General features: G+C 50.5%; 22 protein-coding genes and 1 riboswitch. Of the genes, 21 read left to right on the forward strand and 1 reads right to left on the reverse strand.

Annotated elements, in window-relative coordinates; genetic code table 11:
* Nucleotides 1–54 precede the first annotated feature (54 nt).
* The 15 genes from OYT88_RS08615 to scpB all read left to right on the forward strand — a co-directional run bounded on the left by OYT88_RS08615 (nt 55) and on the right by scpB (nt 13,037).
* The gene (locus OYT88_RS08615; RefSeq protein WP_274399338.1) at nt 55–300 is read left to right on the forward strand and encodes a DUF4227 family protein; all 246 of its coding nucleotides are present in this window, start codon (nt 55–57) and stop codon (nt 298–300) included.
* Nucleotides 297–1,196, forward strand: a complete 900-nt coding sequence (locus tag OYT88_RS08620; protein ID WP_338000544.1) for a tyrosine recombinase — start codon at nt 297–299, stop codon at nt 1,194–1,196. The genes OYT88_RS08615 and OYT88_RS08620 overlap by 4 nt, the downstream gene beginning before the upstream one ends.
* Before the next feature lie 37 nt (nt 1,197–1,233).
* Nucleotides 1,234–2,058, forward strand: a complete 825-nt coding sequence (locus OYT88_RS08625; RefSeq protein ID WP_274399339.1) for a purine-nucleoside phosphorylase — start codon at nt 1,234–1,236, stop codon at nt 2,056–2,058.
* A 729-nt stretch (nt 2,059–2,787) separates the two neighbouring features.
* A complete protein-coding gene (locus tag OYT88_RS08630) occupies nt 2,788–3,960 on the forward strand; it encodes a D-alanyl-D-alanine carboxypeptidase family protein (protein ID WP_274399340.1) in 1,173 nt (390 codons plus the stop codon).
* 203 nt (nt 3,961–4,163) lie between these two features.
* Nucleotides 4,164–4,514, forward strand: a complete 351-nt coding sequence (gene spoIIAA, locus OYT88_RS08635) for an anti-sigma F factor antagonist (RefSeq protein ID WP_274399341.1) — start codon at nt 4,164–4,166, stop codon at nt 4,512–4,514.
* Nucleotides 4,515–4,955, forward strand: a complete 441-nt coding sequence (gene spoIIAB, locus OYT88_RS08640) for an anti-sigma F factor (protein ID WP_274399342.1) — start codon at nt 4,515–4,517, stop codon at nt 4,953–4,955. It abuts the gene before it with no gap.
* Between the two features lie 12 nt (nt 4,956–4,967).
* Entirely contained in the window at nt 4,968–5,726 is a 759-nt protein-coding gene (sigF, locus tag OYT88_RS08645) for an RNA polymerase sporulation sigma factor SigF (protein WP_274399344.1), read from the forward strand.
* Nucleotides 5,727–5,886: 160 nt separating this feature from the next.
* On the forward strand, nt 5,887–6,336 hold the full coding sequence (gene spoVAC / locus OYT88_RS08650; protein ID WP_274399345.1) for a stage V sporulation protein AC: 450 nt from the start codon (nt 5,887–5,889) through the stop codon (nt 6,334–6,336).
* A gap of 16 nt (nt 6,337–6,352) precedes the next feature.
* Nucleotides 6,353–7,372, forward strand: coding sequence for a stage V sporulation protein AD (gene spoVAD, locus OYT88_RS08655; RefSeq protein WP_274399346.1), 1,020 nt, complete (start codon nt 6,353–6,355; stop codon nt 7,370–7,372).
* The gene (gene spoVAE, locus OYT88_RS08660; RefSeq protein ID WP_274399347.1) at nt 7,369–7,719 is read left to right on the forward strand and encodes a stage V sporulation protein AE; all 351 of its coding nucleotides are present in this window, start codon (nt 7,369–7,371) and stop codon (nt 7,717–7,719) included. Before spoVAD ends, spoVAE begins: the two co-directional genes overlap by 4 nt.
* A gap of 28 nt (nt 7,720–7,747) precedes the next feature.
* The gene (locus OYT88_RS08665; protein ID WP_274399348.1) at nt 7,748–9,238 is read left to right on the forward strand and encodes a spore germination protein; all 1,491 of its coding nucleotides are present in this window, start codon (nt 7,748–7,750) and stop codon (nt 9,236–9,238) included.
* A gap of 62 nt (nt 9,239–9,300) precedes the next feature.
* A riboswitch (Lysine riboswitch) is annotated at nt 9,301–9,470 on the forward strand.
* 140 nt (nt 9,471–9,610) lie between these two features.
* Nucleotides 9,611–10,933, forward strand: coding sequence for a diaminopimelate decarboxylase (gene lysA, locus OYT88_RS08670; RefSeq protein WP_443217499.1), 1,323 nt, complete (start codon nt 9,611–9,613; stop codon nt 10,931–10,933).
* Nucleotides 10,934–11,080: 147 nt separating this feature from the next.
* Nucleotides 11,081–11,455: a GNAT family N-acetyltransferase gene (locus OYT88_RS08675; protein ID WP_274399349.1), complete on the forward strand. Its 375-nt coding sequence runs from the start codon at nt 11,081–11,083 to the stop codon at nt 11,453–11,455.
* A 228-nt stretch (nt 11,456–11,683) separates the two neighbouring features.
* Nucleotides 11,684–12,472 (forward strand): segregation/condensation protein A, encoded by a 789-nt coding sequence (locus tag OYT88_RS08680; RefSeq protein ID WP_274399350.1) that lies wholly within the window; start codon nt 11,684–11,686, stop codon nt 12,470–12,472.
* The gene (gene scpB / locus OYT88_RS08685; RefSeq protein ID WP_274399351.1) at nt 12,441–13,037 is read left to right on the forward strand and encodes an SMC-Scp complex subunit ScpB; all 597 of its coding nucleotides are present in this window, start codon (nt 12,441–12,443) and stop codon (nt 13,035–13,037) included. The genes OYT88_RS08680 and scpB overlap by 32 nt, the downstream gene beginning before the upstream one ends.
* Here scpB and OYT88_RS08690 read toward each other — a convergent pair.
* Complete coding sequence (locus tag OYT88_RS08690) at nt 13,032–13,190, reverse strand: hypothetical protein (protein ID WP_274399352.1); 159 nt, start codon at nt 13,188–13,190, stop codon at nt 13,032–13,034. The two genes, scpB and OYT88_RS08690, sit on opposite strands and share 6 nt — an antisense overlap.
* Before the next feature lie 61 nt (nt 13,191–13,251).
* On the opposite strand from OYT88_RS08690, the gene OYT88_RS08695 reads away from it, so the two are divergent.
* The 6 genes from OYT88_RS08695 to OYT88_RS08720 all read left to right on the forward strand — a co-directional run bounded on the left by OYT88_RS08695 (nt 13,252) and on the right by OYT88_RS08720 (nt 19,234).
* Nucleotides 13,252–14,397, forward strand: a complete 1,146-nt coding sequence (locus OYT88_RS08695) for a D-alanyl-D-alanine carboxypeptidase family protein (RefSeq protein ID WP_274399353.1) — start codon at nt 13,252–13,254, stop codon at nt 14,395–14,397.
* Complete coding sequence (locus OYT88_RS08700; RefSeq protein WP_274399354.1) at nt 14,394–14,990, forward strand: nucleoside recognition domain-containing protein; 597 nt, start codon at nt 14,394–14,396, stop codon at nt 14,988–14,990. The genes OYT88_RS08695 and OYT88_RS08700 overlap by 4 nt, the downstream gene beginning before the upstream one ends.
* Nucleotide 14,991: 1 nt before the next feature.
* Entirely contained in the window at nt 14,992–15,525 is a 534-nt protein-coding gene (locus OYT88_RS08705) for a spore maturation protein (protein WP_274399355.1), read from the forward strand.
* A gap of 84 nt (nt 15,526–15,609) precedes the next feature.
* The gene (locus OYT88_RS08710; protein ID WP_274399356.1) at nt 15,610–16,344 is read left to right on the forward strand and encodes a pseudouridine synthase; all 735 of its coding nucleotides are present in this window, start codon (nt 15,610–15,612) and stop codon (nt 16,342–16,344) included.
* 383 nt (nt 16,345–16,727) lie between these two features.
* On the forward strand, nt 16,728–17,450 hold the full coding sequence (locus OYT88_RS08715) for a response regulator transcription factor (protein WP_274399357.1): 723 nt from the start codon (nt 16,728–16,730) through the stop codon (nt 17,448–17,450).
* The gene (locus OYT88_RS08720; protein WP_274399358.1) at nt 17,447–19,234 is read left to right on the forward strand and encodes an ATP-binding protein; all 1,788 of its coding nucleotides are present in this window, start codon (nt 17,447–17,449) and stop codon (nt 19,232–19,234) included. Before OYT88_RS08715 ends, OYT88_RS08720 begins: the two co-directional genes overlap by 4 nt.
* Nucleotides 19,235–19,581 lie beyond the last annotated feature (347 nt).

Consider the following 19,581-nt stretch of genomic DNA (forward strand, 5'->3'; position numbering starts at 1 on the left):
TAAGTAAATCCTGATTTTACGGGATATGCCTGATCAATGAGGATGAACGGGGCAATGAAGGAGTATCTGCAAATCACTCTGCGGGTCTGGAAAATGTTAATTGTTTTCATCGCGCTGACGGTCTTCTTTTATTTGGGACTGGCCTGGGTGGACCGGCAGCAGGCCAATTTTCATCGATATGATGAACGCGGGAACGACGCGGTCAAAGTCAGTGCCGGCCAACAGCCGGCCGGCATGCTTGAAGACAGTGCCCGGGATTTTTGGATGCGGATCCGTGAATTTTTGCAGGACGGAGAATGAGAAGCATGCAGGAACAGCTGAATGATTTTCTGAATGGGCTGAAGCGCGAACGCGGTCTTTCAATGAACACTCTGGATGCCTACCGAAGAGACCTTATCCAATATATCGATTTTCTGAAAACCGAAGCCGGGTGCCGTTTCTGGACGCAAGTGACGGAGATTCACGTGATGAAGTACCTGTACTGGCTGAGAGACAAAGGAAGCGCTCCGGCGACGCTGGCCCGTAAGGCAGCCGCAGTCCGCGGTTTTCACCGCTTTCTGCTGAGAAAACACCAGACAGACCGCGATCCGTCCTATGCAATCGAGGTACCGCGGGTCGAACCGAAATATCCCAGCATCCTGTCGATCGGCGAAATTGAGACACTGCTCGATGCACCCGATAAAGGAAGTGATGCGGGCCGCCGCGACCGCGCGATGCTGGAATTATTGTATGCGACCGGTATGCGTGTGAGCGAACTTGTCCTGCTGGACCTTAATGATCTGAACCTGATGATGGGATTTGTCCGCTGCAGCGCCGGAAAAGGCAGCGAGCGTGTCATTCCTCTCGGCAGCAAGGCCCGGCAGGCGGTGCAATTATACATAACCGAGGTTCGGGAAAAAACGGATCGCTGCTCGGATAGGCAAGCGCTTTTTCTCAATCATCAGGGACGGCGGATTACGAGGCAGGGCTTCTGGAAGATTCTCAAGCGATATGCACAGGAAACGGGTATCAGGGCATCGCTGTCCCCGGAAACGCTCCGGCATTCACTGGAAGCGCATCTGCTTGAAAACGGAGCCGATCCCGAATCGGTTGAAGAGCTGATGGGACGCACGGACAAGCTGGCTTCACAAAGATACCCGCGCCCCGCGAAAGAGCGTCTGAAAGATGTTTATGCCCGCTGCCATCCCCGTGCCTGACGCAGCGGAAAAAAGGATCGCCAATTAGAGTGGAGAGATGAAGATGGAGCAGGTCGAAGAAGTCATTGAATGCATGCGGGCAAAGACCCGGAAGAATCCGAAGATCGGACTGATTCTCGGTTCGGGGCTCGGCGATCTTGCGGCGGCTATCGCCGGCGCCGACCGGATTCCTTATCAATCGCTGCCCCACTTCCCAAAGCCGACGGTTGAGGGCCACAAAGGACAATTTGTGATCGGCCGATTGGAAGATCAAAATGTCATTGCGATGCAGGGACGTTATCATTACTATGAAGGCTATTCGCTGAAACAAGTTTCTTTTCCTGTCCGTGTGATGAAGGCGCTCGGAATTGAGTATCTGATTGTGACCAATGCCGCCGGCGGAATCAACACGGACTTTCGCCCCGGCGATCTGATGCTGATCCGCGATCATATCAATATGCTCGGCGGAAGCCCGCTGATCGGAGCGAACGATGAGAAGACAGGCCCGCGTTTTCCGGATATGTCCGCGGCTTATCAGGCCGCTCTGATTGATCTGGGAAAGAAGGCGGCTTCTTCAATCGGCATCAATATCAGGGAGGGCGTCTATCTGGCAACTCCCGGTCCGCAATATGAGACTCCGGCAGAAATCCGGATGATGCGCGCTCTCGGTGCCGACGCCGTCGGCATGTCGACCGTACCTGAAGTCATTGAGGCAAACCATGCCGGCCTTAAAGTCCTCGGTATTTCATGTATCACGAATATGGCGAGCGGCATTCTCAACCGGCCGCTTTCCCATACAGAAGTGATGGATACGGCCCGTCGGGTGAAAGAAAATTTCACAGGATTGATTAAAGAGATTATACGGACGATCGGCACCTGCTGAAGATTTTTAAATAAGCTGTTTTAAAAAAATGAATATTTCTTTGGTTCCTGTATTCGGCCGGCCGCGAGTGCGAGGCCTTCATCCGCTCATCTGATGAGAGGCAGATATCTATTCTTTTGTCGGTGCGGGCAGCGATAGACTTCTCTGAAGGGTGATATCGTGGTCGGAGAGGCGTTAAATCGCGGAAATGCCCGCTTTTTAAATTCATCGGCATCCAGACAAAATCGCCGGGTATACCCCGCTGGAAAACCGCCGGTCAGCTGCCACGATCATCCGTAACCCGCCGCTATATTGTCAGCAAACAGCCCAATATCAACAGTTAGAGTCCAAGAATCAACAATGAAACGCAGAATAGCGACAGCAGCGGCTGAAGAATCAATAAGCGTGAATAATCAGAACTTTAAAAGGCGCCGGCAACTGTGGGGCAGAGCAGCTTTAAGACACTATGATTCTTATAAAAAAGAGGAGCAGCTGTTTTCGGTATGGAAAGGACAGAGGAGGCTCTCCTAAAAGCCTTTTAAAATTCAAGAACCGGAGAGAAATTTGCAAGAAAATTTTTCTCCGGTTTTTCTTGTGTAAAGGACAGTTCTCCTCCGCCGTACGATTCCTTTGGGCATTCTTCATCAGGTTAAGATCCTGCTTCGGCGGGATCTTTTTTTCTCGCCTTTATTCAGTATAAAAGATCCGATTCTGGAAAAAATAGAGAAGATTATAGGAGGAGGTAGAATCATGAAGGCTTTTTCAGCATTTCTGCTCTGTACGCTGCTGCTTTTCGCGACACTTGTGCCGGCGGCGGCAGCTTCCGCGCAGACGGCCGGCACACCGGCCGGGAAGGCGCAGCAGGTGAAGTCGGCCATCGTCATCGAAGAGGGAACGGGGAAAGTGCTCTATCAGATGAACGCAGACAAGGAACTGCCGCCTGCAAGCATGACGAAAATAATGACGCTTTTACTAATTTTTAAGGCGCTGAGCCGGCATCAGATTTCGCTGAATGATAAGGTAACGGTCAGCGAGCATGCCGCGTCGATGGGAGGCTCGCAGGTTTTTCTTGAACCGGGGGAGACCATGACTGTCAACGAGATGCTCAAAGCGATCGCCATTGCCTCCGGGAACGATGCATCGATGGCTATGGCTGAATATATCGCCGGATCTGAGAAAGCGTTTGTACTGCAAATGAATCAGGAAGCGAAATCACTTGGATTAACACACACGAAATTCCAGAATCCGACGGGCCTTCCTGTACAGGACCATTACTCGAGCGCACACGATATGGCCGTCATGGCCCGCGAACTTGCCCGATATGATCAGGTTTTTAACTATACCTCCAAATATGAGGACTACTTGCGCCAGAACACAGATAAGAAGTTCTGGCTGGTCAACACCAATAAACTGATCAAAACTTACCCGGGCGCGGACGGATTGAAAACAGGTTTTACGAATGAGGCCAAATACTGCCTGACGGCGACGGCAAAACGGGGCAGTATGAGGGTGATTGCCGTTGTCATGGGCGCCCCTTCTCCAAAAGAAAGAAATAAGGAAGTAGCGGCGCTGATGGACGAAGCTTTTGCCAATTACACGACCAAGCAGATCCTTGGGAAAAACGCGACGGTCGCTTCAGCTAAAGTGAACAAGGGGAGTCGCGGGCAAGTCCCCGTTGTTACCGGAAATCCTGCCGTCCTGCTCCTGAAGAAAGGGGAGGACGCGAACGGGCTTCAGAAAAAGGTCGACATACCGCACTCGCTTCAGGCACCAATCAAGGCGGGAACCGTTGTCGGCTATTACACGATCAGCAAGAATCATCAGGTTATTTCGCGGACGCCTTTGGTCGTGAATGAAAATATTAAACGGGCGTCCTGGTGGCAGCTTTTTAAGCGAAGCGCCGGATCGATCCTGACCCATTAAGCAAAAACGCGAGATTTGCTGATTAAGCACTAGTTCTGTCGGCAGGCAGGAACACAGGAAAAGGGCGGCGAAAAGAACACATACAAGACGGATTCACGGCAGGTTGATATCTGCGGCCTGTCGGCATATCCGCCCCTTTATCCTGAAACAGCGAAGGAGCCGACGCTTAAAAAAGGCTTTAACCGGGAGAGGAGAGAGTCAGATTGAGTCTGCAAATCGATTTGGAAGTGAAAAACGGCGTGCTTTGCATCCGGCTCGCCGGGGAACTGGATCATCATACAGCGGATGAACTGCGGGAAAAAGTTAATGCGGTGATGGAAGAAGAAATGGTTCATCATATTCTGCTGAATCTTGGAAATCTGACATTTATGGACAGTTCGGGCCTTGGTGTAATTCTTGGCCGCTACAAGAAGATTGTCGGCCTTGGCGGCGAAATGGTTGTCTGCTCGATATCGCCGTCCGTCCGCCGGCTGTTTGAGCTGAGCGGAATGTTTAAAATCATCCGTTTTGAAGCGGATGAAGAATATGCCCTGCACACTCTGGGGGTGGCCTGAATGAAAAATGAGATGTCGCTTTCTTTTTCGGCAGTCAGCGAAAATGAATCGTTTGCCCGTGTCGCGGTGGCGGCTTTCGTAGCTCAGCTTGATCCGACCTTGGACGAGCTGACGGAAATAAAGACGGTTGTATCCGAAGCCGTTACAAATTGCATCATTCACGGCTATGAAAACAGCGGAAAAGGCCGGGTCAGAATCACGGTTTCGCTTGAAGACGGAACCGTCAGTTTAAGCGTTCATGATGACGGAGTCGGGATAAAAGATGTTGAGCAGGCGAAGCAGCCGCTCTTTACGACGAAACCGGAACTGGAACGATCGGGAATGGGCTTTACGATTATGGAAAATTTCATGGATCATGTGACGGTGGAAACAGAGGAAGGCAAAGGAACGACCGTGATCATGACAAAGGAAATGATTCATAACAGAGCGGTCTGCAAGTAGGGAGATATGTGTATGGAGCTTGATCGGAAAATCGGAGCCAAGGAACCGCTGCTGGACGACGGAGAAGTCAAGGCACTGATTAAGCGCAGTCAGTCAGGAGATCATGAAGCACGCGATCAGCTGGTGAAGAAGAATATGAGACTCGTCTGGTCGGTCGTTCAGCGGTTTATCAACCGGGGCTATGAACCGGACGATCTGTTTCAGATCGGCTGTATCGGGCTGCTGAAGTCGGTTGACAAATTCGATCTTTCTTTTGATGTCAAATTCTCGACGTACGCCGTACCGATGATTATCGGGGAAATTCAGCGTTTCATCAGGGACGACGGTGCGGTCAAGGTCAGCCGTTCATTAAAGGAAACCGGGATCAGAGTCAGGAAGAAACGCGATGAGCTGTCGAAGAAGCTCGGACGTAATCCAACGATCGGCGAGCTCTCCGATGCGCTCGATCTATCTCCTGAAGATATTGTGCTTTCTCAGGAGGCGATCCGGGCACCGTCATCCATTCATGAAACGGTCTTTGAAAATGACGGCGATCCGATCACAATCCTGGACCAGATTTCAGATGGGGAAAGCGGCAAATGGTTTGATAAGATGGTCGTCCGGGAAGCTGTGGAGCATCTTGATGAACGGGAAAAGCTGATTGTCTATCTTCGTTATTATAAAGACCAGACACAGACCGAAGTCGCCTCACGTCTGGGAATTTCCCAGGTTCAGGTTTCCCGGCTTGAAAAAAAAATACTGGAAGAAATTAAAAGCCAGATGGCTGAATAGCCTTCAAAAAAAATGATCCGCTCTTTCCGCAGAGCCGGATCATTTTTTTTGAACGGTACCGGATTAAAAAAGGCAACGGTTCGCCTGACTGTGAATCGGAGGCCTGCATATTTTTCACCATCCGGCAGATAATAAAATTTCAGAAGGGAGCTTGATCACGATGCTAAATGACCCGAAAAATTACAGCAAGAATATTAAACCCTTTCAACCGAGAGTTCCGTATTTCATGAACTGCCTGAAAGCCTTTTTCGTCGGGGGCCTGATTTGTCTCGCCGGCCAGTGTATCCAGACCGGCTATATCTACTTTTTTCATTTTACAAAACAATCGGCAGGCGATCCGACCGCCGCAACACTGATTCTTATTTCGGCATTAATGACCGGATTCGGCTTCTATGATAAAATTGCCCGATTTGCCGGAGCGGGTTCAATCGTTCCGGTTACCGGATTTGCCAATTCGATAACCAGTGCGGCTCTGGAACACAAAAATGAAGGGATCGTCCTCGGCATCGCAACCAATTTATTTTCGCTGGCCGGGGCCGTGATCGTCTTCGGAGTCGTTTCTGCAGCCGTCCTCGGCATCATCCGTCTATTTATTGAGCAGATTTTCTAGAGAGGAGGAAACGCCAGTGAGCAAGCTGAGAAAACAAACATGGCGGTTTGATCACCCGATTTTTCTTGCCGCAACCGGAACAACGGTCGGACCGCTCGAGTCGCGCGGTCCGCTTTCGGGAAATTTTGACAAAGCCTATGAATCGCTGAACTGCGGAGAAAAGGATTGGATCGAAGCAGAGAAAACTTTGATGCGGCGGGCGATCTCTTACTGTCTTGCCAAAGCGGGAAAAATAGAAGGGGACATGGATTTGTTTCTGGCAGGAGATCTTATGGACCAGACGGTGACTTCCAATTTTATTGCACGGGAAAACCGGGTTCCTTTTTTCGGCATGTTCGGAGCCTGCTCAACGTCAATGGAAACGCTGGCGGCCGGGGCACAGCTGGTCGACAGCGGGTTTGCGGACAATGTCCTCTGCGCGGTCAGCAGTCATAATGCGACGGCCGAGCGCCAATTCCGAAATCCGACAGAATACGGAGGGCCTTCCAATTTAACCCAAACGTTCACGGTGACCGGAGCGGGTGCGGCAATCGTGACAAAAGAACCGGGTAAAGTCCGGGTGAGCGAGGCGACAATCGGCAGAGTCATTGACTGGGGAATCGGGGATCCGAACAATCTGGGGTCGGCCATGGCCCCTGCAGCCGCGGACACCATCTGGGCTCATTTTCAGGACACAGGCCGGGTGCCCGAAGATTACGATCTGATTGTGACGGGCGACCTTTCAAGTGTCGGCGTTCCGATCCTGAGGGAACTGCTGATTGAAAAGGGACTGGATATTACGGATGTACATCAGGATTGCGGACTGATGATCTACAGCCCGGACCAGCCTGTCGGTGCGGGAGGAAGCGGATGCGCCTGTTCCGCAGTGGTGACCTACGGTTATTTGTACAAAAGACTGGCCGAAGGCTCCCTGAAGCGGGTTTTGGTCGTGGCTACGGGAGCGCTTCTCAATAATGCAACGGCGAAACAGAAAGATACCATTCCGTGCATTGCCCACGGGGTTGTTCTTGAAACGGCAAAGGTGGGAGCAGAATGATTTTTCTCTATGCTTTTCTTATCGGCGGTGCTATATGCGTAATCGGGCAGCTGCTTTTAGACGTTTTCAAGCTCACACCCGTTCATGTTGTTGTCTCATTTGTCGTTCTCGGTGCGGTGCTCGACGCATTCGGTCTCTACGATAAACTGATTGAATTTGCCGGGGCCGGGGCGACGGTTCCGATCACCAGTTTCGGCCATTCTCTCCTGCACGGTGCGATGTCGGAGGGACATAAACACGGTTATCTCGGAATTGCAATCGGAATTTTTAAGCTGACCTCTTCCGGTATCACTTCGGCTATTTTGTTCGGATTTCTTATCGCACTTTTCTTCAAACCGAGAGGATAGGCGAAAAGTCAAAGGGGAGTCAGAGGCTATGCAAAAGCAGGATGAAAAGACACCGATCAGTGCCGATATCAGCGCAAATTCCCAAACAATGTATCGGATCTTTGATTTCGGTCCGGCCAATTTTGACATGGGCGAGCGCAGCATTAAGATACTCGGGCGGGAAAGCAAGATTTATTATACGAACAGTCTGATGGATACGAGCATTTTAGTCGTTATGATGCGCGAGTTTATGCGCCTCTCCAACCGTAATGAGCACGTTTCCGATGTTTTTCAGGAAATTAAGCAGCATCTTGTTCACGAACAGGTCGAGGAGATACAGACGATCGATGACGCGGTCGACCGGCTGCTCACCGGACGAATGATCGTATTGGTTGACGGCGAGACGAGCGGTTTCAGCATCGATCTGCGCCATTATCCCGGACGCCAGCCGGAAGAACCTGAGGTCGAGAAAGTCGTCCGCGGATCAAAAGACGGATTTACAGAAAATATTATTGAAAATTCCGGCCTGATCCGCCGCCGGATTCGCGATCCGCGCTTTCGCAGCGACTTAATCCAGGTCGGTTTGCGGTCGAAAACCGATGTGAGCCTGTGCTATTTAAAGGATGTGGCCAACCCGGGCCTGATTAAAACAATAAAAAAAGAACTTCAGTCTATCAAAATCGACGGAATTCCGATGGCGGACAACGCTGTGGAGGAATTTATTCTTAAACAGGGATGGAATCCGTTTCCGCTCGCACGCTACACCGGACGTCCGGATGTAGCGGCCGCACACATCCTGGAGGGCCACATCGTTATGATTACGGACACTTCTCCCAGTGCCATGATTCTGCCGACCACATTGTTTCATCATATACAGCATGCCGAAGAATACCGGCAGGTCACCATATCGGGCGCATTTGAACGGTGGGTGCGTTTTATTGCTATATTCGGCTCTATTTTTCTCGTGCCTCTCTGGCTTTTGCTCGTGCAGGATCATTTGCTCCCGTCACAGCTGAGTTTCATCGGACCGGACAAAAAAGACTTTCATATTCCGCTGGTCGTTCAAATCCTGATTGCGGAGGTCGGTATCGAAACCTTGCGGATGGCTGCGATCCATGTGCCGACGCCGCTCTCGACGGCACTCGGCCTAATTGCCGCCGTCCTGATCGGACAGATTGCCATCGAAGCAGGCGTCTTCGTACCGGAAGTGATTCTCTATACTTCCGTTTCCGCGGTCGGCGGATTCGCGACGCCGAGCTATGATCTGCAGCTGGCCAATAAAATTATCCGGATCCTGCTGATCCTGACGGTCGCTTTTTTTCATGTACCCGGTTTCATGATTGTAATCACTTTAACCATCATCTATCTTTCGCATGTGAAAAATCTGAATACACCCTATCTATGGCCGTTTATCCCCTTTAACCCGACCGGCCTCTACAATATACTGATGCGCCGGGCGATGCCGACATCTGTGCTCCGCCCCAGTATTGTCCGTCCGCTTGATAAATATCGGCAGCCGCCGAAAAGCAAACCGAATTAAAACTTGTCTTTATCTCCCGATCATGGTACACTGACACTAAATTTCACACACGATCATCCTTTCAACAGATATGAGGAGCAAGGCGAATGAGTACGGAATGGGAGCCCGGGAAGCAGACATCATTCCGGAAAGATCAACTTGCCGGAACGTCTTTTTTCCCAGGGGCAGGCTGCCGGGCTGCCGTCGGTCTCACTGCCGATAAATGATGAAGCGTTGGAGCACTTTTCGGGCGAACAGATACGACAGGGCCTGTATACACTTCGCTATACAGGTCTTATTTGTGCTATCGCCCCGGGCATCCTCTGAATCGACGAAGCGATGAAACGGAAATCGGGCGAATGTGTATCGGCATGACGGAGGGAGGAGATTTCTTTGCACGGGACACAAACGATTGGGAAAAACGGTCATCTTTATATCGGCGGATCGGATGCCGTACGGCTTGCGGAAAAGTTCGGAACGCCGCTTTATGTTTATGATACGGCACTGATAAAACAGAAAATCAGGCTGTTTCAGGAGGCCTTTTCCAGACACAGCGCCCTGAACTGGCAGATTGCCTATGCCAGCAAGGCTTTTTCAACGCTCGCGATGATTCAGCTCGCGGGTGATTTCGGCCTTTCGCTCGATGTCGTTTCAGGCGGCGAACTCTATACCGCTCTGAAAGCGGGATTCCCGCCGGAACGTATCCACTTTCACGGCAATAACAAATCGGCGGATGAGCTGGCCCGGGCCCTGGATGCCAAAATAGGCACGGTCATCGTTGATAATTTTTCGGAATTGAGCATGCTTGAGCAGATGTGTGCCGCAAGAGGACAGAAAATAGAGATTCTGCTCAGGATCACACCGGGGGTTGAAGCACATACACATGAATTTATTATGACCGGGCATGACGATACCAAGTTCGGATTTAATCTGGACAACGGAATGGCCGAAAGGGCCGTCTTCCTGGCTCTCCATTCTGAGCATCTTATTCTGAAGGGCCTCCATTGTCATATCGGTTCACAGATTTTCGAGACGGAGGGATTTATCAGAGCTATCCGGGCACTCTTCAGCCATATGAACGAGTGGGAACACCACATGCATTTTCGCATGAAGGTACTGAATGTCGGCGGCGGATTCGGAATCAAGTACACCAGCAAGGACCATCCGCTTCCGATCGGCCGCTTCATTGACGTGATTGCCGACACGATTGAGGATGAGTGTGCACGCCATTCCCTCTGTATACCCGAGGTCTGGATTGAGCCGGGCCGCTCGATCGTCGGCGAAGCAGGAACGACACTTTACACGCTCGGTTCGTCAAAAACTATTCCGGGTATCCGGGAATTCATCTCCATCGACGGAGGAATGACCGATAATATCCGTCCGGCTCTGTATCAGGCAAATTATGAAGCCATCTGTGCGAACCGTGCCGATGAACCGGCGGAAAAAAAAGTAACGATTGCCGGAAAATGCTGTGAAACCGGCGACGTCCTGATTAAGGATGCTTTTGTTCCCGAATCGTGCAAAATGGGCGATATTCTGGCTGTTTTCTGTACCGGAGCCTACGGATATTCGATGGCCAGCCACTACAACAGGCTGCCGAATCCGGCGGTTGTTTTTGTAGAAGACGGAGAGGCATCCATTGTCGTGCGCAGAGAGACTTATGAGGATCTGATTCGGAACGATGTACCGCTGCGAACCTTCTCTTCGCGCCAATGATTCCATCTTCAGGCGGCGTGAAACCGGCTCCCCGATTCTATAGATGCACTTTTCACCGCTTTTGGTTATAATATAGAGCGTGATCTATTTTAGAAGAAGGTTCACGTGCGCAAAATTCATTATCTCGTGGTAATGAGGGGTCAAAAAATGCTGATTCGTTACAAAAAGAGTTATGAAAAGATAGCAATGGGTTTGCTGTCTTTTGTCCCGTCGGAGAAAGAGATAAAGGCGCTTCTGCAGACGATAAAAAAGTACGAAGAAGACGAAAAATGGCAGTTGTTTTTATGGAAAGACGGGGACGACATCATCGGTGTGATCGGTATCCATTTTAAGGACGACCATGAGGCGGAAATCGAACATATCAGCGTCAACCCGTCGTATCGAGCCCAGGGCATCGGCAAGGCGATTATTCTTGCCCTGGGCGGGGCGCTCGGTGAAAATGTTCAGGTGATGCCGTCGGCCGCAATAAAATCTTATTTTGATAACTGCTTCCGTGAAGAAGAAAAAGAAACCAAGGAGTAAGGGTTTCTTTTTTCATTTCAGCAGGGGGAAGCCATCTGCTCTCTCAGATTGCATGCGGCAGGACTTTACGGAGGGCGGGAAAGTCTCCCCCGGACGGACCGGAATAAAAGAAAGCAGGCCATGTCCGGCGGGCCCTGCGAACCCGGCGGCACTGGCTGGGAGCAGATGCACGGATACATACGCTTAGGCGTTGATATTGCCGTCAGGCATGAATCAGAGGGATGAAGTTTGGAGTACACAGTGAAAATTGACGCTTTCGAGGGGCCTCTTGATTTGCTTCTGCATTTAATCAAGAGACTGGAAATCGATATTTACGATATTCCGGTTGCGGAAATCACCGACCAATATCTGGATTTTATCCATCAGATGCAAAAACTTAATCTGGATGTAGCCAGCGAGTATCTGGTGATGGCTGCAACGCTCGTTGCTATGAAAAGCCGGATGCTGCTTCCGAAACCTGCACTGCCTGATGAAGAAGCGGACGAATCCTACGAGGATCCGGAGGAAAGCCGTGAGGCGCTCATGCAGCAGCTGATCGACTACCGGCGTTATAAGGAAGCGGCCGAGGCACTGAGAACAAACGAGACGGAACGGCTGCAGCTTTTCTCAAAACTTCCAAGCGATCTGAGCTGTTATACAAACCGGGACGCAGCGCCGATTCCCGTATCCGGGCGGGCGACGATTCACGATATGCTGAAGGCCGTTCAGCGGATGATGATCCGCAAAAGGCTGGAAGAGCCCCTTGACACAAAAATTAACCGGCAGCCGCTTCCGATCGGACATCAAATGAACGAAATGCTCAACGCTCTGAAGCGCGCCGGGCGCCCGATCCGTTTCGATTCCTTTTTTCGCCGTCCGGATCGGACCAGCGTGATCGTTACCTTTCTGGCCTTATTGGAACTTATGAAAAAAAATGCAATCTATTGTGTGCAGGAAACAAATTTTGCCGATATTGTGGTCGGGCTTGAAAAAGGAGCTGATCAGTTTGAATCAGGAACAGATGTGTTCAATTATTGAGGGCCTTCTCTATCTGACCGGCGAAGAAGGCCTGACGATGGATCAAATCAAAGGGGTCATTCCGGACTGTTCCGAAAAAGAAATCAGAAACACGGTTGAGAAACTGAAAAAGGACAGGCTGGAAAACAAGGCTTCCGGCCTGATGATCGTCGACCTGCCGGACGGTTACCGGATGACGACGAAGCCTTCTATGGCAGCATACGCTGAAAAATTCACGGCCATTCCCCAAACGGCCCCGCTTTCGCAGGCTGCACTGGAAACGGTTGCGATCATCGCTTACAAGCAGCCCATTTCCCGGGTAGCCGTCGAAGAAGTGCGGGGGGTCAAGTCGGAGAGAGCACTCCATACACTGATGGCAAAGGGCCTGATTAAAGAAGTCGGTCGGGCCGAGGGGACGGGACGGGCGATTCTTTATGGAATCACATCCGTTTTTCTGGATTATTTCGGACTGCACACGATCGACGACCTGCCGCCGCTGTTGAATGAGACGATCCACCCGAACGAGCAGCTTGACGCTTTTGATCTTTTCTACGATAAATATAAAGAAACAATAAAAGATTTATAACGTTCCGCTCCTTTCGAAAACAAATCGGGAGATCGTTTGTTTATGACTGCATCGATCTCCCGCTGCCCGGGCCGTGCGCGGTCCGCCCCGTTCTTTTCCTGCTCCCCTATCTATTCCCTGTTTCTCAAAAAGCGACGAAAAAGATTCACTCATACTCATAATCCGCCTGTCCAAGCATAAGTTTGTATTAACGTCAGGACAGGGGATGGGTGTCATGAGGGTCACGTTAAAAAAAGCGGCCTGCATTTTCTTTTGTACGGCAATCTGTTTTTCTTTTCTTCCCGGACAGGCCCTCGGTGCGGGACCGGGGGTCTCGGCACAGGCAGCCGTATTAATGGATCGTTCATCAGGCCGTATTTTATATGAGAAAAACGGTACGGAAGAACTTCCGATTGCCAGTATAACCAAGGTAATGACCGCCGTCCTGGCCATCGAGTCGGGCAAAATGAACCGAATGGTGACGATAAGCCCCCAGGCCGTCAAAACCGAAGGGTCCTCAATCTATCTTAAGCCAAGGGAAAAAATCAGGCTGGCGGATCTGGTCTACGGTCTGATGCTCCGCTCCGGGAACGATGCTGCAGTAGCCATAGCCGAAGCAGTGGGGCAAAGCGAGGCCGGATTTGTCTTTAGGATGAATGAGAAAGCCCGGCTGCTCGGGATGACGCATACACATTTTACGAATTCGAACGGGCTCGATAATCCCGATCATTATTCGACAGCGGAAGATATGGCCATTCTCACCCAGTACGCGATGAGTCACTCCCTTTTCCAAAAAATTGTTCAAACAAAAGTTTACAAGGCAGCGGCAACTAATAAAGAGGGCATGCGTGTCTGGCGGAATAAAAATAAGATGCTCACTCAATATTCTTTCTCGACAGGCGGAAAAACGGGATTCACCAAAACGGCCGGGCGCACGCTGATTTCCACTGCTTCAAAAAATCATCTGAATCTGATTGCGGTCACGCTCAATGACGGCAACGACTGGCTGGATCACAGAAATCTGTTTGAATGGGCGTTTTCTGAATATCAGCAGACAGAAGTGGTGAGAAAGGGGGAAATCAGAGCTAATACGGATCCCTTCTATCGCGGACATCTTTATGCTTCCAGGTCGCTTTTTCTTCCGCTTTCCAAAGACGAACAAAGAAGCTTTACAAAAAAACTGATCCTGATCAAGCCGCCGCTGCAGACTAAAAATTGGGTGCCTCCGTCACCGGCAGGGCGCGTTAAAATTCTGCTCGGCGGCCGGGAAATTGGCGAAATTCCTCTTTTCTACGAACAGGAAAAAAAGAAAAGCGGGGGATTCTGGACCCTATTCACGGATTTTTTGAATGCGGCCGTTTCGGGAAATGAACTGCCATGATTAATATCATATGGGTGGCTTTATTCATCGCGGGCCTGGCGTATGCGGCGTTTCACGGGACAATGAATCTTGTCAGTCAGGCCGTTTTTCAATCGGCTTCAGACGCGGTAGCTATCTGTATCGGCCTGATCAGTGTGCTTATTTTCTGGCTCGGATTAATGAAAATTGCGGAGAAATCGGGACTACTGGAAAAAGTGAGCCGCTTATTCAAGCCGGTCATGAGACTGCTTTTCCCCGAGGTGCCTGCCGATCACCCGGCAATGGGCTATATTTTATCGAACACGATCGCTAATTTGTTCGGACTTGGGAATGCAGCTACACCGATGGGGATTAAAGCCATGGAAGAGCTGAAAAAACTGAACGGGGGAAGCAAGAAACCGAGCCGGTCGATGATTACGCTGCTGGCGTTGAATACATCCGGCCTGACCCTCGTTCCGACAACCGTCATTGCCATCCGGATCAAGTACGGGTCTTCCTCCCCGACAGATATTGTCGGGCCGACTCTGCTGGCCACCTTGTGTACGACCCTATCGGCCATTCTGATTGACCGTTTCTTTTATTACCGCCGCAAACGAAAGGAGAGGAAAAAATAAATTGACGACCGTGACCGCACTTTCTGTCTGGCTGATCCCGTCTCTTATCGGGATCATTCTCTTATACGGGACATATAAGCGCATTCCTTCATACGAAGCTTTTGTGGAAGGAGGAAAAGAAGGCTTTTCGCTTGCCGTCTCCATCATGCCGTTTCTTGTCGGCATGCTGACCGCGATCGCCGTATTCCGGGCATCCGGGGCGATGGATGCCCTGATCCATTTTATTGAACCGCTGCTCGCGGCCGTCGGCATGCCGCCCGAAGTCGTTCCGCTGGCGATCCTGCGCCCGATTTCGGGAACGGGAGCGCTCGGCCTGATGAGCGATCTGATTAAAACGCACGGGCCGGATTCTTTTATCGGGCGGCTGGCTTCGGTTATGCAGGGAAGTACGGATACGACATTTTATGTCGTCACGGTTTATTTCGGCGCCGTGGGCATTCAAAAGATCGGCGATGCCCTTAAAGTCGGCCTGCTGGCCGATGCAGTCGGCGTAATCTGTGCGGTCCTGATTGTCACTCTCGCCTTCGGAAAGTGAACGATAATCGCAACGCGGGAGTGAATAAAGATTGAAACTTGAGAAAAGTTTCCGCCGGCGTTATGATATTTCTGAGGTGGAAAGATGGAACGATTGCAGAAAGTCATTGCCCAGTCAGGCGCTGCATCAAGAAGAAAGGCAGAAGAGCTGATCAAAGACGGCCGCATCAAGGTCAACGGGCAGACCGTGACAGTGCTCGGAACAAAAGTAGCGGCCGGCGATGTTATTACATTAGACGAGGTTCCCATTAATAAAGAGGAACCCGTCTATTTCCTGTTTTACAAACCGACAGGTGTTATATCAAGTGTTAAAGACGACCGAAACAGACCCACGGTCGTTGACTTCTTTAAACAGGTGCCGCAGCGGCTGTTTCCTGTCGGACGTCTGGACTATGATACGTCCGGTGCGATCCTGCTGACAAACGACGGGACGCTGGCCAACAAGCTGATGCATCCCAGCTTTGAAATAGACAAGACGTACATAGCAAGAGTCAGTCCGGTCCCAACAGCCGAACAACTGCGTCTTCTGGCTGCCGGCATCCTTCTTGAGGACGGTATGACGGCAAAAGCCAAAGTAGAAAAAATTGCAGACGGCAGAGAAAAAAACGCGGCTTCCGTGCGGCTGACAATCCATGAGGGACGCAATCGTCAGATCCGCCGGATGTTTTCCGCACTGGATATCACAGTCGGAAAGTTAAAAAGGGAACGTTACGGATTTTTGAATTTGGACGGCCTTCACCCCGGGGAGGGAAGGGCGCTGAAACCGCACGAAATTAAAATGCTGTACCGTCTGGCCGGTAGCAAGCGCCAGCCTCTGTAACATGTCCGGCGGCTGTTTTTTCATCTTTCCCGGAGGGCGGGGCCTTTTTTTCAGCCCGGTTTAAAAAGAATAATAAGCATTGAAAACAACTATTTGTTTGGGAAGGCTGTTTTTTTTAATGAAATTGTTTAAAATAAGACATAGGATTGACACATATTGAAAGGCACACAATTTTTTCTGATTTCAGGAGCGATATCTCAAGCGCTGATTCGCTGAAAAGGCGGCGATTTGACTGGCATAGTCTTATTGATTTTGATGCTTGTCCGATACACAGGCAGAATCAGAGAGATGCGGCAAACGGCTCTTTTGACTCAGGGACTTTTGGCGGCTGAAGCAATATAGAGACTGAGAGCACGGTTGACGGAATAAGGGAGGATCATGGGATGGAAGAGAAGAAAGCGGCGATTCTGGTCGTTGATGATGAGGAAAGAATACGCAAGCTTTTAAAGATGTACCTTGAAAGAGAAGGCTATCAGATTGATGAAGCCGGCGACGGTGAACTGGCACTGAAATTGGCCTTGGATAAAGATTATGATCTGATTATTCTTGACCTGATGCTGCCGGGGATGGACGGCATCGAGGTTTGCGAAAAACTGCGTGAATCCAAGGCCACACCGGTGATCATGCTCACCGCTAAGGGTGAAGAAGCCAATCGCGTTCAAGGCTTCGAAGTGGGTTCCGATGACTATATTGTGAAGCCTTTCAGCCCCCGGGAAGTCGTACTCAGAGTCAAGGCTCTTCTGCGGCGTTCATCGAAGACCAAATTTCTGGAGACGGACACAACGGCAAAAAATATTATCGTTTTTCCGCACCTGATGATCGATCACGATGCGCATCGGGTAAAGGTTGACAATCAGGAGGTCAATCTGACACCTAAGGAGTACGAACTTTTATACTATCTGGCGCAAAATCCCGATAAAGTCTTCTCGCGGGAACAGCTGCTTAAGGATGTCTGGAATTATGAGTTTTTCGGAGATTTGCGAACCGTTGATACCCACGTCAAACGATTGCGGGAAAAACTCAACCGTATATCCGAGGAAGCGGCCAACATGATTGTCACGGTGTGGGGCGTCGGTTATAAAATTGAGGCAGAGACGGAGGGATGATCTGGCGAAGCATTATCGGCAAATTATGGGCGACAATTATTGCGCTTGTAACCATTGTCCTGCTTTTTCTAACGATTCTTCTGCTTCAGCTCTTTGAAAATAACAATATGATCCAGACTGAGCTTCAATTGCAGAAAATCGGAAATAAAGTTGCACAGATTATGGAGACATCTGACGGCAATTCAGCGGCGCGGACTTCAATTTCGGACATTGTCGATGTTTATTCGGCAGGGAGCGTAGTCATATCCGGCAGCAGTTATTGGTATTCTTCCGGAACGGACGGCCTTCCGAATCTGAACCGTGTTTTTTTCGAATCGGATCCTTCGCTCAAAAAGGCACTTGACGGCGGCCGGCCTGTGTCCAAACAGGGCAGCTTTACAGTTAAAGTGAACGGCCGTGAAACAAGCGAGCGGATGATGATTATCGGCGTTCCGCTGCGGATGAAGTCCGGAATCCGCGGGGCAGTCTACGTTTTTCAGCCGCTGCGGGTCGCTCAGAGCACCATGAATCAATCGGATAAATTGATTTATATCAGCGTCGGCATTGCTATTATTCTGACGACTTTTTTTGCTTTCTTCCTTTCAACGCGGATCGGCGCACCGCTTAGAAAAATGCGGACAGCGGCTGTCCAGGTCGCGCTCGGGAACTTCGACATGAGTGTCCCGGTCGTGACGCGCGATGAGGTCGGCGAACTGGCCGTTGCTTTCAATAATATGAGGAAAAAGCTGAAGGCAAATATGACGGCTCTCAGTCAGGAGAAAGAGCAGCTGTCCGGAATTCTGAATAATATGGCCGACGGCGTGCTGATGCTTGACGATCACGGCAGAATGTTAACGAACAATCCGCCGGCCGGCCGCTTTCTCCGCTCATTAAACTTCGAACAGAAGGCCGCACCGGCCGACGCATCGCAGGCGCCGGCTTTTCTGGCCGGCTTATTTCGGGAAGTGGCCGCAGAAGGCAGGCAGAAAATCCGTGAGGTCAGCACGCAGGGATCTTTCTGGGTTGTGATTATGACGCCGCTTTACGACCAGAAAAGGGTGCGCGGGGCAGTTGCCGTATTGCGCGACATGACGGAAGAGCGCCACATTGATCAAATGAAAAAAGGGTTCGTCGCGAACGTCAGTCACGAACTGCGCACGCCGATCTCGATGATGCAGGGGTACAGCGAAGCAATTATCGATGATATTGCTCAGACGGAACAGGAAAAAAAGGATATGGCCCGGATCATCCTCGATGAATCTAAACGAATGGGACGACTTGTCAACGAGCTTCTGGATCTTGCCAAACTCGAAGCCGGGCATTTTCAGCTTGATAAGAAAGAAGTTCCGCTCGCCGATTTCTTCAGCCGCGCAGTGAATAAATTCAGCAACCTGGCGAAAGAAGCGGGAATCAGCCTGTATGTGAAGTCGACTGTCAGCGAAAGCGTACGTTTCAGTCTCGATCCGGACCGTATTGAACAAGTGATGACCAACTTAATCGATAACGCGATCCGCCATACGCCAAAGGGCGGGGCGGTTAATGTCGCTGTCGGCCTCTCAAGGGATCAGGTCGTTGTCCAGGTAACGGATACAGGCACAGGCATTTCTGCAAAGGATCTTCCTTTTGTCTTTGAACGTTTTTATAAAGAAGATAAGGCACGGACAAGAGGAACGTCCGGAACCGGACTGGGGCTTTCGATTGCGAAACATATTGTCGAAGCGCACGGAGGCGAAATCGGCGTCAACAGCAGGAAGGGCGAAGGGACGACTTTCCGTTTTACACTGCCTGCTGCAGATATTTCCTAATGTCGATTCAGCTGCTGCAAAGCTGCATTCATTCACGGAAGCAGCGGCCGTTTGACGGCTGCCGGAGAAAGGCGCTTTCAGATCCAGGTTTTCTCAAGGAGAAGCGGGCGGCATCCGGCCCTTCTCCTTCTTATCCTGAATGTTTCCGTGCTTCATCTTTTTCAATCGTTTTTCCGAAGAATAAGTGAAGTTTTTAACGAAAATGCTTACATTATGTGCAGGATACTGTATGATTAAATGTGTACTTTCAAATGCGGGCCGGCGAAACATCGTTTTCACTAGTAAATCTTATGCAGAAGCTGTTTCGCTTCCCGCTGAACATTCTTTTGAATCTGTCTGAAATAGGA

The organism is Sporolactobacillus sp. CQH2019 (genome assembly GCF_028765345.1).
In the GTDB taxonomy this organism is placed as follows: domain Bacteria; phylum Bacillota; class Bacilli; order Bacillales; family Sporolactobacillaceae; genus Sporolactobacillus.

Coding starts and splice junctions, on each gene's coding strand:
- OYT88_RS08665 (WP_274399348.1), top strand. CDS start 7,748: ATGCAAAAGCAGGATGAAAAGACACCGATCAGTGCCGATATCAGCGCA.
- OYT88_RS08675 (WP_274399349.1), top strand. CDS start 11,081: ATGCTGATTCGTTACAAAAAGAGTTATGAAAAGATAGCAATGGGTTTG.
- OYT88_RS08625 (WP_274399339.1), top strand. CDS start 1,234: ATGAAGATGGAGCAGGTCGAAGAAGTCATTGAATGCATGCGGGCAAAG.
- spoVAE (WP_274399347.1), top strand. CDS start 7,369: ATGATTTTTCTCTATGCTTTTCTTATCGGCGGTGCTATATGCGTAATC.
- OYT88_RS08695 (WP_274399353.1), top strand. CDS start 13,252: ATGAGGGTCACGTTAAAAAAAGCGGCCTGCATTTTCTTTTGTACGGCA.
- OYT88_RS08630 (WP_274399340.1), top strand. CDS start 2,788: ATGAAGGCTTTTTCAGCATTTCTGCTCTGTACGCTGCTGCTTTTCGCG.
- OYT88_RS08615 (WP_274399338.1), top strand. CDS start 55: ATGAAGGAGTATCTGCAAATCACTCTGCGGGTCTGGAAAATGTTAATT.
- OYT88_RS08715 (WP_274399357.1), top strand. CDS start 16,728: ATGGAAGAGAAGAAAGCGGCGATTCTGGTCGTTGATGATGAGGAAAGA.
- OYT88_RS08690 (WP_274399352.1), bottom strand. CDS start 13,190: ATGAGTGAATCTTTTTCGTCGCTTTTTGAGAAACAGGGAATAGATAGG.
- OYT88_RS08710 (WP_274399356.1), top strand. CDS start 15,610: ATGGAACGATTGCAGAAAGTCATTGCCCAGTCAGGCGCTGCATCAAGA.
- OYT88_RS08700 (WP_274399354.1), top strand. CDS start 14,394: ATGATTAATATCATATGGGTGGCTTTATTCATCGCGGGCCTGGCGTAT.
- spoIIAB (WP_274399342.1), top strand. CDS start 4,515: ATGAAAAATGAGATGTCGCTTTCTTTTTCGGCAGTCAGCGAAAATGAA.
- OYT88_RS08720 (WP_274399358.1), top strand. CDS start 17,447: ATGATCTGGCGAAGCATTATCGGCAAATTATGGGCGACAATTATTGCG.
- sigF (WP_274399344.1), top strand. CDS start 4,968: ATGGAGCTTGATCGGAAAATCGGAGCCAAGGAACCGCTGCTGGACGAC.
- OYT88_RS08620 (WP_338000544.1), top strand. CDS start 297: ATGAGAAGCATGCAGGAACAGCTGAATGATTTTCTGAATGGGCTGAAG.
- spoVAC (WP_274399345.1), top strand. CDS start 5,887: ATGCTAAATGACCCGAAAAATTACAGCAAGAATATTAAACCCTTTCAA.